This window comes from Psychrilyobacter sp. (genome assembly GCF_049671765.1).
GTDB lineage: Bacteria > Fusobacteriota > Fusobacteriia > Fusobacteriales > Fusobacteriaceae > Psychrilyobacter.
The window spans coordinates 21,685-33,705 of record NZ_JBATVM010000158.1 but is presented as its reverse complement, the minus strand read 5'-3'; the positions used below and the strand labels follow the sequence as shown (position 1 = coordinate 33,705).

The window sequence follows — 12,021 nt, the reverse complement described above, 5'->3', positions numbered from 1 at the left end:
GTTTTTGATTTAACCCTATAAAAAGGGTGTAATTGTTCTATATTAAAATATTTTCCAGCTCCTATTAATAAAAAATTTTCAGGTGAACAATTTATAGTCTTTATATATTCTCCATTTTTTCCTAAATAAAAATACTCTAATTCCCCTTCGATTATGATATGAATTCCTGAAAGATAAATTTCTTGTCCTTTTTTTAAGTTTATTTCTTCCAGTTTATCATAACAATCATAGCCTAAAAAAGATTTTATTCTATCCAAATCTTCATTTTTTTTAATTTTCATAGTTTATTTTCCCCTTTAAATAAATTTCTTAATATATATAAGAGAATTAAATTAAATTAAATAATAATCTAATAAATTTCCCAACTCTTAAATATATTTCTATTATAACAGATATTAATACACATTTATTAATATCGATGTATATAATAACACACAAACGTATTAGAATTTAATTAGAAATAGTTAAGATATTTATAAAATAAGGACTTTTTTTTTAACAAATGGGTCTATCCCAAATTATGTGTACATTCAATTCCTAACTTAACTAGAGGAGAGCTTTTAAAACGGCTCTTTTTTACATATATTTTTCTTCTCCAGTATCCAAGAATTTTGCATAACTTCTAGCTGCTGTTACATTACTTATAGCCTTAGTCTCTTTATTTGCTTTAACATTATTTGTATTGCTGTTTAAGCTGCCACATGCCATTAAGCTTAAAGATAAAGCTAAAACTGCTAATAATTTCATTTTATTTCCTTTTGTTCAATAAATAAAACATTTTAATCTTCTATCATTTTCTAATATACATATAGTTGTTGTCAAATTATAATTCTTTTTTTACATATTCAATTAATTCGTTTATTTTGGAAATCTTTTAAGAGTTTTTTTAGAAAATAATAGTTTATCTCCTAACATAAATTCAAAGACACCTCCTGATGAAGGGATCAATTTAAATTCTAAAATTTCTTTTTGATAGAGACTTACCAAGGCTCCAAAAGCATTAATTGCTTTTTCTTGATATCCTCATGATGTACAAAATTCAATAGATAATATTTTTTTCATAATAACAGCTCCTTTTATTTTTAATATTTTTTGACTAATTTAACTTAATTTCTTTTATGTAATCATTATAAAATGACATATTTTTAAATGATACGACAAGTGTCGTTATAGCAATTTTTATGAGATAAAGTAGACTAATTTTAAAAGAACTTAAAAGACAGATTAGGACAGGGTTGTATAAAAGGCTAATACTTGGCTACGATAAAGAAGAGATAAAACTATTATAAAAACAATGCTCTATATATATAGTAAAGAGTTTCATGATTAAATTTTATCTTTTTTATTTATTTTGAGAAGATGAGCTCTGACATGTGTTCTTATTTTAAAATAAAAATAAACTCATTTCAACTCCAGTAGGTTACGTGGTGGGAAACCATTAGGAGCTATGTTAAGTTCAAAATAAAATATTTAGATAGAAAAAAATCAGGTATAAAACCTGATTTTTTTTCTATCGGTTTTTCTATTCTTTATTAATTTTTGATTTTTTTAATCTCTCTTTCACTCCAATGATAGTCTTTAAAAATAGCTCTCCCAACTCCTATAAGGTCACTTTTCTTTTCTTTTATGAGTCTGTTTCCATGGGTAATATCTGTAATTCCACCTGTAAGTATCACAGGAATATCTACCACTTCTTTTATTGCTGAAGTTAGGGGGTGGAAGTATCCTTGCTCTTTTAGATTTACTTGATCAGGAATATAACCACAAAATCCACCTGATATATCCAAAACATCTACTCCAGCTTTTACTAATTCTACTGAGACTATCTTACTATCCTCTATAGTTGTTCCACCATTTTTATAGTCTGATGCTCCTAATCTAAGAAAAATTGGATAATCTTCTCCTACGACTTCTCTTACTGCTTTTACTACTTCAAGATGTATTTTTAATCTATTTTTTAAAGTTCCACCATATTCATCTTTTCTTTTGTTAGAAAGAGGTGAGAGAAACTGATTTAAAAAATATCCATGAGCCGAATGTATTTCCACCCCATCAAATCCAGCTAATTTAGCTCTTTTTGCACTATCAGCAAATTTTTTAACAATATGAGATATGCCTTCTATATTTAGTTCTTTTGGTATATTCCCTTTTCGAGGATTTGGAATAGAAGAAGCTCCTACTGGCACTTTACCGGTTATTTTTGTTGTTGTAGCACTTCCTGCATGGTTTATCTGTAGAACAGCTTTTGTTTCATTTTTATGTAGCATTTTCACTAATTTTTTGATAGGTTCTATTGTTTCATCTGTAGCAATAGAAATTTGTTTTGGACTTGCTTTACCTTCTATAGATATATAACTATGTTCTACTATTACCAAACCTATATTTTTAGATTTTGTAATATTATCATAAAATTCTATTATTTCATTAGAGATTAATCCATCTTTTGTAGCTTTTGATGATGCCATTGGAGGATAGACTAGCCTATTTTTTAATGTTAGTTTTTTTATGACTATTGGTGTTAGTATAGTTTCCATAATATTTTCTCCTTATTTAATTATTTTAGATTGGTTTATAAAAAAATTGATGACTGACTTTTATAACTCATTTAGAAATAGCTTTTGTTATTATAGTGTTTATTTATTATACTACATCTAAAAAAAATAAGTCAAAAATAAGGAGCTATAAAGTAGAAAATAACATTTGTTATAAAAACATTATACTTATAAAAATTAATTTTTTTTAATTTTAATGTTTACTTTTTCTAATACGTGTTGTATACTTTAATCAGAGAGAGAGTTATGCTTAATATACAAAACAAGAAAAGTCAGTTTTAGACTGTCTTTTTTGTTTTACTTGGTTTTACTAAAAAAAATTAGTGATTTTTTAAGTGTTTTAGTGTATACTACATAAAGTAAATAAACAGTTATTTTTTAGGAGGAAAATTTTTATGTATGTAGCAAATGAGAAACCAGGAATAGGGACTTATGTGTGTATGATGTGCCATTTGGAATTAATGATAGAAGTTGACAACGAAGAACTACCAGAATGTCCAGATTGTAAAGGTGGAATTTATAAAAAGGTGGATTAGTCCACCTTTTTTTTATTGTCTATAATGTTAAGAAAGTAAAATAAATTGAATAACAGAAGGTGACTAGAGCATATTTATTGATAAATAAAAAAAGCTCTTAAAATAGTCATTTAAGGGCTTTCTTTATACAATGGTTGTAATGATTTCCCTTGGGGAGGGAGTAGCAATTAAGACTACAATACTCATTACCTTTATATTGTATATTTGTTTCGACAAAACAACAACTTAAATATTATCGGTATTAATTAAAATTGTTGTTGTTATTAATTGAATATTGAAAGTTAGTGGAGAAAGGTTAAATAAGATCTTTGCATAAATCTAAAACATGTAATATAATTTAGTATTAAAGTTTAGGAGCAAATTAAAATTAAAGATAGATTACCTTTTTAAGAGCAGTTGATTTAGTTATGAATTGGGAAGCTATTAACTCAAAATTTAGACTTTCAACGTTAGAATAAAAATAATATACTATTTTTTGTTTTATTGAAAAATATAGGAAGATAAATTCAAAAGGGGGAGAGGTTATGCTACAATTTGATAATTTAAGTGGGGATTTAAGGAAAAAAAACTTAAGTAATGCTGATTTTAGTTATGTTGATTTAAGAAATTTAGATCTAAGCTATTCTAATTTACGCAATGTAGACTTGAGTAACGCAACCTTAACTAATGTAAATTTAACTGGTGCTGATCTTCGTGATATTAATTTATTTGAGACCCATTTTATTTATGCTGACTTAAGCTATACAAATTTAAGTGGTGTAGATTTCAATGAGACCGATTTAAGTTATACAAACTTGCGTAATACAAATCTAATTGACGCAAAATTAATTTCTGTTGTTTTACGTGGAGCTAATTTATATGGTGCTAATTTATATGGTGCAGATTTAACACAGGCAAATTTAACAGGAACTAATTTAATTAACGCGAACTTAAGCAATTCAAACTTAAGTAATTCTAATTTGAGCAATGCAAACTTAATGAGTGCTAATCTAAAAAATACAAATCTAAAAAATGCCGATCTAAGAAATACAGATCTAAGAGATGCAGATTTGACAGGGGCAAATTTAACAGGAGTAAATTTAGTAGGTGCTGATTTGGTTGGGACTAAATTTGACATTATTATTGATTAAAGTTATATTATGAGAAAAAAATAAGATATGTTATAGTATTATAGAAATTAAGAATATGGGAGGAGATTATTATGGAGTTATATTTTAGAGGAGTAAATGAATCTATTGAAGGTGTTATATTGAAAAATTAGTTGAAATTTTAGGAGGTTCCGTGGGACAAAATATTAAGCTTAGAAAATTAAAAATGAAAGATTTGGATAGCTACTTAGAATTAAATAGGCCAGAGAGAGAGTTTCATAAGTACAATGGACCATATTTTGAGCAGTTAACATTGAATGAATTAGAAAAATTAGTTGAAGACTATAGAAAAAAATTTAAAAGTGGAGAAAAAGATATAAAGCCAGGAAAGATGATTGTTAATGCTGATAATGATGAATTGATTGGATCAGTTAATTCATATTGGAAATCCAAGGAAACACTGTGGATGGAAGTTGGAATTGTTATTTTCAATGAAAAATATTGGGGAAAAGGAATGGGCTATGAAGCATTAAAGATATGGATATCGGAGATATTTAATGAAAATCCTAAAATTGTAAGACTTGGTCTTACAACTTGGTCAGGAAATAAAAGAATGATGAAATTATCAGAAAAATTAGGAATGAAAAAAGAAGCAACTTATAGAAATGCACGTATTTTAAATAATAAATACTATGATTCAATAAGTTACGGGGTCTTGAGAGAAGAATGGGTATTATAAATTAAATGATTACAAAAAAATAAAAAAATAAAATGAACCCCCAAGGAAGATCATCTTTGGGGGTTTTTACAGAAACTTTAATAAAAATAAATAAATTGTACAAAGGATTGATCTAGTTGATAAAATAAAAATGAGGTGAAGAAATGAAAAATGAAAAATTTACTATTCCAGCAGTGGGAGGAATAATAGAAGCTAATATAAATGGAGAAGATTCTATATTACTACAAAAAAGATTTAAAGATTCTAAGGATGGAAATGGTTTATTAGAAATACCGGCAGGCAAACTAAGGGAATTTGAAGATATTTTTACGTGTTTAAGAAGGGAGATCAAAGAAGAAACTGGTTTAGATGTTACAAAAATTGTAGGAGAAGAAGAAACTGTTACTCTAGTAGAGGATGAATATTGTGTTTTAAATTATGAACCCTTTAGCATTTCTCAAAATATAGGCGGGAAATACCCTGTAATGGTGCAAATTTTTCTTTGTAAAGCTCAAGGGACTCTTCTTAGATCTTCCAACGAGTCCCAAGAAATTCAATGGATTTCATTGATGGTATTAAAGAAAAGATTGGAAAGATCTCAAGGTGATTTTTATCCTATGCATATTAGTACATTAAAAAAATATCTTAAGATGAAAAATATATAGTTGAAAAAAATTAATAAAAAAGAAGCCATTTATAGTGACTTCTAATTTTGTTACTATTTAAATTTAAAATCTAATTTTCATCTTTTGTTTCAATAGAATTTTCAGAATAACTTGTCCAGTCTGAATAACTTCCTATATATACTTTTCCATTAGAAAAAAATTCACTATAAACTGCATAATCTAAAGATGCATTTACCCCAGATCCACATGAAAATACTATATTTTTAGAGCTATTTAGTCTCCTAAAAATTTCATTTAACTCCTCACTAGATTTTACCTTTCTATTTTTTAATAATGATTTTGAATCTATAGAGATAGCTGTAGGGATATGTCCCGGCTTAGAATAAAAAGGTTCATTTTGTCCTAAATATCTTTCAAAAGATCTACACTCTACTATGGAGATGTCTTTTTCTTTTATAGCCTCTTTAACTTCTACAATATCAGCACAGATATCTTTTAGAATCTCAAAATTATATTTACTAGTTTCAGGTAATTGTGTTTTTTCGTTTGTTACTACTCCACCTTCTTTTAACCACTCTGTATATCCACCATTAAGGATTTTGATATCCTTATGACCAATGTATTTAAACATCCAAAAAGCTCTGGCTGCTGTAACCATCTCCTCATCATATACCACGATAGAGCTATCTTTAGTTATTCCCAATCTTTCTATTTTTTTGATGAATTCCTTTATCTCTGGTAGCGGTCTTGAACCACCATGTTCTTTTTTTTCTCCAGCTAAATTCTTATCTAAATCTATGAAAAAAGATCCAATGATGTGCTCTTCATCATATTTTTGTTGTCCGTAGTTCGAATCATGAAGGTCAAATCTTACATCTAAGATCACTACGTTTTTTAAATTTTCTTTTAATTGATTTACATTTATAAAATTATTCATTTTAAAGCCTCCTGTAAAATGTTTTTTAAAAAACTACCTAATAATATACCATAGATAGATGAAAAACGTCTATTTTTTTAGACTGTAAAAAGGTAGCCAATGATTATTCTAATGTATCAATTTAACTCTATTCATATACTAAAACATAGTTTCCATCTTCTACATGGAAAACTTTTTCTACTCCACTAAAGATTAGATCATTTATATCTTTCTCACAATGAAAATCTACACAGACTCCACAGTTAGAACTTAATTTTCTTGGAACTGGCATTAATTTATGATTGATCTCTCTTTTTTTACACTCTCTAGATAATTTAATAGCATCTGAATGGGTAAAAAGAACTGCAATATATTCTTTCATTTTATCCCTTTGCCTTTATTACATAGTCATCTTCTACTTCTGTTACTATGAAAGTGTATTCTTCTGATCTTAAATATTTTAAAATGTTTTCCATAGAAGCGTTACTATCACTGATTATTTCAAAATTCTTTTCTTTATTTTTAACAGCCTGTTTAGTTTTTAACACAGGAATTGGACAAGATAAACCTCTTACATCTATTGTCATCATTTTACTTCACCTCTACTTTTTTATTTAAAAATTCAGAATTAAAATACGATACTAATAACAGTATAAAAATACAAATAATTACAGCCATTTGCCCATTTATTGTTGGACCTTTTGAACTAGAAGCTAAACTAAAGTTATGTGCTATAGCTCCTCCAAATAGAAGGCCTAAAACTGTAACTACCGAATCAGTATTTCCCTCTCCAGCTAAGATAAGTTGTCTAAGAGGACATCCTAAAAACATAAGAGCTCCTATCATTACCATGACACCTAGTGTAAAACGAATTATAGGAGATGATCCTCCCCTTACATTAAATTCTTTTTTAGATATAGCTATTAAAAATGATCCCAATACCAATCCCATAATTTCTGGTCTCATATATTGAACCACACCTGCTCTTTGAAGTCCCAGAGCACCAGCGATATCTCTTAAAAAACAAGCAATACAAAATCCCATATTTGCAGGATTACCGGGCATAACTAGTGCAACTCCTATAATACCTACAATTCCACCTGTTAAAACAATACTTTTCTTTTCTCCCATTCCTATATCCTCCTTAAATTTATTAATAAAAATACATCACATTTTTTATTATGTATCTTTGATTTTTCATTACTCTTCCATTATTTTTTTAATACTATCGATGGTATAATATATCTCATCTTTGGTATTAAAATGACTAAAACTAAATCTTACTGTTCCCTTTGGAAAAGTTCCTAGAGTTTTATGAGCAGAAGGAGCGCAGTGCATCCCTGACCTTGTCATAATGCCATAATCACTGCCAAGTTTATAAGCTACTTCCCCATTGTCAACATTAAAAAAATCAAGTGATACTGTTCCGGTCCTTCCTTCATAGGTATCTTTTCCTATAATGGCTATTCCATTTATTTGTTTTATCTCATCTAAAAATATTTTTAGGAGTTCATACTCTTTCAGCCTTATATTTTTTAATCCTATATTGTTTAAATACTTTATCGAAGCATTTAATCCAAAGATACCTAGAACATTAGGTGTACCTGCTTCATATTTATCTGGCATATAATTTGGCTGTATCTCCTCCTCAGATAAACTCCCTGTCCCACCATCAATTAGACTAGGGATTATTTTAACTAATTTATCATTTATTATAAATCCACCAATTCCTTGAGGGCCAAGAAGTGATTTATGTCCTGTAAAAGCTATAGCATCAGCTCCTAATTTTTTATAGTCGACATCTAAAAATCCAGCAGTTTGAGCCGTATCTATTATAAAAATAATATTTTTTTCCTGACAGATTCTTCCAACTTCTTCTAAATTTAAAATTGTTCCACAGACATTGGAAGCATGGGTCATTATTACTGCTCTTGTATTTTCTTTTAATTGCAATTTGAAATCTTCCATGTTCAAGTCACCAAACTTATTACACTTTACTTTTGAAATATTTACGTTTAAAGAATTTAAGGGTCGCATTACTGCATTATGCTCCATAGAAGACACCAGTACATGATCGCTACTTTTTAATAATTTATAAATTATATAGCAGTCTCTTTTTTTTGATAAAATTAAATGGTATACTTATAGGAAGATTATACTTTGGAGATTTTAAAAATGGGGGGGGAAAAGGCTATGAACGACACAGCGTTTAAAATTGCAGGCTTAATTATTGGGATAGTGGGTTTAATAGGTGGGAAAAAAATATTGAAGAAATTTATTGGACGTGATGATAATAGTATTAAGGATTCTAAAATAAATAAACAAACTAATAAAAATTTTACTTTATTTCAACGTGATAATCATCAAAGTAATATTGGAGAAAAATAATGGAAATGTCTAATAAAAATTTTGCTTTATTTCAAAAAGAAAATTATCAAATAAATAATCAAATTATTAATCCTAAAATTGATTCATCAATAAAAAGACTTAAAAAAGATTTTTTTGATGGGAAATTTAAAGAAGCAGTTACATTTTTAGATTCTTTATTAGAAGAGAATGAACATAATGTTGCGGTTAAGTATCAATTACTACTAGTGAAAATAGATTTTTTAATAAATTTTAGAAAGTTTGATGAATTTAATGAATATATTGAATTAGTAGAAAAGCAATACAGTGAATTTATTACTTTAACATTTAAAGAATATAAGTTATTATCACTTAGTTTATCTAATGACAATAGCTTCTTTTTATTATCTAAGCAACTGAGGTTGGAAACACCTAACAGCAAGCCACAGGGACATTTTGATATTTTCTTTTATTTCAATAATGGAAATTTTGAAAAATCAAAAGAAATTTTTGAGTTGGAAATAAGAAATGAAAAATATAAAGAAAAATTAATGCTAATAGGTGGTCAAATATATGCTAAATTATACAATTATGGTGAAGATGATCTAAATTATTTTGATAAAGCAGATGAATATTATCAGAAAGCATTAGGAACTGATAAATTGAGTTTTTTTGAAAAAATGAATATTCAAGGGTTTTATGCAACTCATTCATTAAACGACATAATGAAAGGTAAAAAAACAGATTATAACAGATTGATATTTTCTTTAAAAGAATACAAGACTTCAGTGGAACTGATTTTAAATCATAAAAATTATTTTAATAGTGAATATGTTAATAATTTATTAGGAAATTATATGCTGTTATTATTAAATTTAAATCTTAGAGATGATTTTATTGAAGTTTACGAATCAAACGAAGAGCATCTTTCAATTAAATATTACATGTTTTTTTGCGATGCTAAAAATATAAATTATAATCATGAAAAAATAAAAAATTACCTAATTTCAAATTTTGAATTAGAGGATTTGTTATTTTATATTTCGAAAGTTCAGAATGCAAATATGGATGACACAAAATTTATTGTTGATTTTTTAAAAGGAAATAGTCATTATTTATTTAAATATAATATTGTAATGTACTTCTTTATAAAGGGATCTATTTTACTAGACATTAAAATAGATCAAGATTTAGAAGAATATTTAAGCAAAAACAAATCTAACGATTTAGATAGTTTATTATCTTTTCTTGAGTATCAATTTTATGTAGGAAATGGTATTGAAGATTTGGATACAGAAAAACTTATAGAGCTGAGTTGTAAAGATAATATAACATTGTCGAAAATTATAAATATAATTGGATTTCTAAAAAGAATAGGAAACTCAAAAGAGTACTTAGCATTGGCTTTGAAAAAACAAGATATTTTTAAAGACATTATTTTTGAAGCATTAAAAATTTGTGAAATTGATAAGGGTTTAAATTTTAATGATTTTGATGAATTTATAAATCAAATAAATAGTAAAAACGACTATGGTGCAATAATTGGAAATATATATGTGAAATATAATAAACTTAATAGTGCTTTTAATTTCTATTATGCCGAATATAAAAAAGATAAAAGATTTGACATTATGTTTGCTCTGTTAAATGTTGGATTATCTATATTTCATGATTTAGGAAATAAATTTAAAATAAAGCAACAACAAGAAATTTTTAATCATTTAATTCTAGATATATCGAAGTTAGGTATAAAAGATCTTATATTTTTACTTGGCTATTCTGTAGAAATATTTGATGAAACTAAGCAAGTACTACCAATTTTAAATCAGAGGTTATTGAGTAGTGATATAAAAAAATTAGATGAAACCTTGAAAATTGAATTGTCTAAAATATATTTTTATTTAATTATGCATTATAATATAAATAATGGGAAAGATAAAAAATTAGATTATAAGGAAAATATTTGTTTACAAAAAGAGAATCTGATTTTTGTAAATGAAAGTTATAGTGTATCAGATGAGAATAAAAAGAATTATTCCATTAAAATACTTGATAATACTAGGTATTGTTTAAATAAGTATGATAAAAAATTTACCGAAAAATCACTTTTTCATACTATTGTAGGAAATTTTATTGGGTATGGTAATAATCCAGCGATTAAAAAGTTATACATTGACAACACTAAAGAAGAACCATTTTCTGAAATGTTTGAAATGTTAAAACAACAGAGTAAAAATACAAAAGAATTTTTTCAAAGTTATAGTAATGGAGATAAAATTAGTTTCTATTCACTGTCAGATAAAAGATATGAAAAATATTTTGCTTTAATACCAAAATTATTAGAAGATGAAACACTTAATTTTAATAGTAATAGAATAAATATACTACCGAAATCAGTGAATAAGATACTGACATTCTCTTCAATTATTTTTTTATATCACATAAAAAAATTAGATGAAGTTCTAGAAAGAAAAGATGTTTTAATTCAGAGGACGCTCATTAATTGGTTACAAATATATATTGAAAAGTTAAATTCAACAGAAGAAATTTTTAGTATTTATAGTGATGGAGAAAATTATTTTAAAAATTTATCCGATAAAGAGGAGATAGAAAGTGTAAAACAAAATATATTCATATTAACAAAAAAAATTATTAATCGTGGAAGTATTATTGAAGATCAAAATGAAGTTTTACCGATAAAAGGTGCTTATGAAATGTTAGCTGATGAAATAGGACAGCAAGAATATCAAGCATTAGCTTATTGCTACAATCATAATTATCAAATTATAACTGAAGACGGTATTTTTAAATCATTATTCAGTGCGTTGAAATTTAATGAAAATTTTATTAGTAATTCATTAAATTTATTACCTAATATTTTAAACTATAAGGAATTACGAAGTTTAAAAATAGAGTTATATAATAAAAAATATAAATTTGTTTTTAATGCAAATGATATAAAAAAATTAATTAATTTTATGTGTAGAAATGATATAAATAATCTAGAAAAAGATGATAGTAAAATTATTAAAATATTAGATGATTATGGATGGTTGAATAAAATGAAATTAGAATACAATAATAAATTTAAAGTTTTATACCCTAAAGTAAAGCTTCCGGTAAAAACTTATTTTGATAAAAATGTTGAAAAAATACTACTATTAGTTAACGATGATTATTAAGATGATTTTATCAGATCTAGTCTATGTTCTGTAAGTTTATTTGTAAAATTTATGGTA

At 26.2% G+C, this 12,021-nt stretch carries 14 protein-coding genes and 1 pseudogene; 6 read left to right on the top strand and 9 right to left on the bottom strand.

Going from position 1 to position 12,021, the window contains the following annotated elements:
- The 4 genes and pseudogenes from WBG30_RS07640 to WBG30_RS07625 all read right to left on the bottom strand — a co-directional run.
- Positions 1-281 (bottom strand): hypothetical protein (locus tag WBG30_RS07640; protein WP_424504047.1); only part of this gene is annotated, 281 nt, incomplete at its 3' end.
- A gap of 295 nt (positions 282-576) precedes the next feature.
- The gene (locus WBG30_RS07635) at positions 577-708 is read right to left on the bottom strand and encodes a hypothetical protein (RefSeq protein WP_424504046.1); all 132 of its coding nucleotides are present in this window, start codon (positions 706-708) and stop codon (positions 577-579) included.
- A gap of 150 nt (positions 709-858) precedes the next feature.
- A pseudogene (locus WBG30_RS07630) lies at positions 859-1,011 on the bottom strand (Rdx family protein); the annotation flags it as partial.
- A gap of 521 nt (positions 1,012-1,532) precedes the next feature.
- A complete protein-coding gene (locus tag WBG30_RS07625) occupies positions 1,533-2,534 on the bottom strand; it encodes an NADH:flavin oxidoreductase (protein WP_424504045.1) in 1,002 nt (333 codons plus the stop codon).
- Positions 2,535-2,947: 413 nt separating this feature from the next.
- Between WBG30_RS07625 and WBG30_RS07620 the strand changes: the two genes are divergently transcribed.
- The 4 genes from WBG30_RS07620 (at position 2,948) to WBG30_RS07605 (ending at position 5,559) form a co-directional block, all read left to right on the top strand.
- Complete coding sequence (locus tag WBG30_RS07620; protein ID WP_424504044.1) at positions 2,948-3,088, top strand: zinc ribbon-containing protein; 141 nt, start codon at positions 2,948-2,950, stop codon at positions 3,086-3,088.
- 524 nt (positions 3,089-3,612) lie between these two features.
- A complete protein-coding gene (locus tag WBG30_RS07615; protein ID WP_424504043.1) occupies positions 3,613-4,218 on the top strand; it encodes a pentapeptide repeat-containing protein in 606 nt (201 codons plus the stop codon).
- A 151-nt stretch (positions 4,219-4,369) separates the two neighbouring features.
- A complete protein-coding gene (locus WBG30_RS07610) occupies positions 4,370-4,915 on the top strand; it encodes a GNAT family N-acetyltransferase (protein WP_424504042.1) in 546 nt (181 codons plus the stop codon).
- A 143-nt stretch (positions 4,916-5,058) separates the two neighbouring features.
- Positions 5,059-5,559, top strand: coding sequence for an NUDIX hydrolase (locus WBG30_RS07605; RefSeq protein WP_424504041.1), 501 nt, complete (start codon positions 5,059-5,061; stop codon positions 5,557-5,559).
- A gap of 70 nt (positions 5,560-5,629) precedes the next feature.
- On the opposite strand, the gene WBG30_RS07600 is transcribed toward WBG30_RS07605, so the two are convergent.
- From WBG30_RS07600 to WBG30_RS07580, 5 genes are all read right to left on the bottom strand, one after another.
- Positions 5,630-6,457 (bottom strand): sulfurtransferase, encoded by an 828-nt coding sequence (locus WBG30_RS07600; protein ID WP_424504040.1) that lies wholly within the window; start codon positions 6,455-6,457, stop codon positions 5,630-5,632.
- Positions 6,458-6,584: 127 nt separating this feature from the next.
- On the bottom strand, positions 6,585-6,818 hold the full coding sequence (locus tag WBG30_RS07595; RefSeq protein WP_424504039.1) for a DUF3343 domain-containing protein: 234 nt from the start codon (positions 6,816-6,818) through the stop codon (positions 6,585-6,587).
- A 1-nt stretch (position 6,819) separates the two neighbouring features.
- Complete coding sequence (locus WBG30_RS07590) at positions 6,820-7,026, bottom strand: sulfurtransferase TusA family protein (protein ID WP_424504038.1); 207 nt, start codon at positions 7,024-7,026, stop codon at positions 6,820-6,822.
- 1 nt (position 7,027) lies between these two features.
- Complete coding sequence (locus WBG30_RS07585) at positions 7,028-7,567, bottom strand: hypothetical protein (RefSeq protein ID WP_424504037.1); 540 nt, start codon at positions 7,565-7,567, stop codon at positions 7,028-7,030.
- A gap of 69 nt (positions 7,568-7,636) precedes the next feature.
- Complete coding sequence (locus WBG30_RS07580) at positions 7,637-8,536, bottom strand: aminotransferase class V-fold PLP-dependent enzyme (protein WP_424504048.1); 900 nt, start codon at positions 8,534-8,536, stop codon at positions 7,637-7,639.
- Positions 8,537-8,629: 93 nt separating this feature from the next.
- Here WBG30_RS07580 and WBG30_RS07575 point away from each other — a divergent pair, with 93 nt between their 5' ends.
- Together WBG30_RS07575 and WBG30_RS07570 are read left to right on the top strand one after the other, a co-directional pair.
- Entirely contained in the window at positions 8,630-8,824 is a 195-nt protein-coding gene (locus WBG30_RS07575; RefSeq protein ID WP_424504036.1) for a hypothetical protein, read from the top strand.
- The gene (locus WBG30_RS07570; RefSeq protein ID WP_424504035.1) at positions 8,824-11,964 is read left to right on the top strand and encodes a hypothetical protein; all 3,141 of its coding nucleotides are present in this window, start codon (positions 8,824-8,826) and stop codon (positions 11,962-11,964) included. Before WBG30_RS07575 ends, WBG30_RS07570 begins: the two co-directional genes overlap by 1 nt.
- The last annotated feature ends 57 nt before the right edge of the window (positions 11,965-12,021 follow it).

Bases quoted from the DNA above. Each gene is read 5' to 3' on its own strand.
- WBG30_RS07635 (WP_424504046.1), bottom strand. From the start codon at position 708: ATGGCATGTGGCAGCTTAAACAGCAATACAAATAATGTTAAAGCAAAT.
- WBG30_RS07625 (WP_424504045.1), bottom strand. From the start codon at position 2,534: ATGGAAACTATACTAACACCAATAGTCATAAAAAAACTAACATTAAAA.
- WBG30_RS07620 (WP_424504044.1), top strand. From the start codon at position 2,948: ATGTATGTAGCAAATGAGAAACCAGGAATAGGGACTTATGTGTGTATG.
- WBG30_RS07615 (WP_424504043.1), top strand. From the start codon at position 3,613: ATGCTACAATTTGATAATTTAAGTGGGGATTTAAGGAAAAAAAACTTA.
- WBG30_RS07605 (WP_424504041.1), top strand. From the start codon at position 5,059: ATGAAAAATGAAAAATTTACTATTCCAGCAGTGGGAGGAATAATAGAA.
- WBG30_RS07600 (WP_424504040.1), bottom strand. From the start codon at position 6,457: ATGAATAATTTTATAAATGTAAATCAATTAAAAGAAAATTTAAAAAAC.
- WBG30_RS07595 (WP_424504039.1), bottom strand. From the start codon at position 6,818: ATGAAAGAATATATTGCAGTTCTTTTTACCCATTCAGATGCTATTAAA.
- WBG30_RS07590 (WP_424504038.1), bottom strand. From the start codon at position 7,026: ATGATGACAATAGATGTAAGAGGTTTATCTTGTCCAATTCCTGTGTTA.
- WBG30_RS07585 (WP_424504037.1), bottom strand. From the start codon at position 7,567: ATGGGAGAAAAGAAAAGTATTGTTTTAACAGGTGGAATTGTAGGTATT.
- WBG30_RS07575 (WP_424504036.1), top strand. From the start codon at position 8,630: ATGAACGACACAGCGTTTAAAATTGCAGGCTTAATTATTGGGATAGTG.
- WBG30_RS07570 (WP_424504035.1), top strand. From the start codon at position 8,824: ATGGAAATGTCTAATAAAAATTTTGCTTTATTTCAAAAAGAAAATTAT.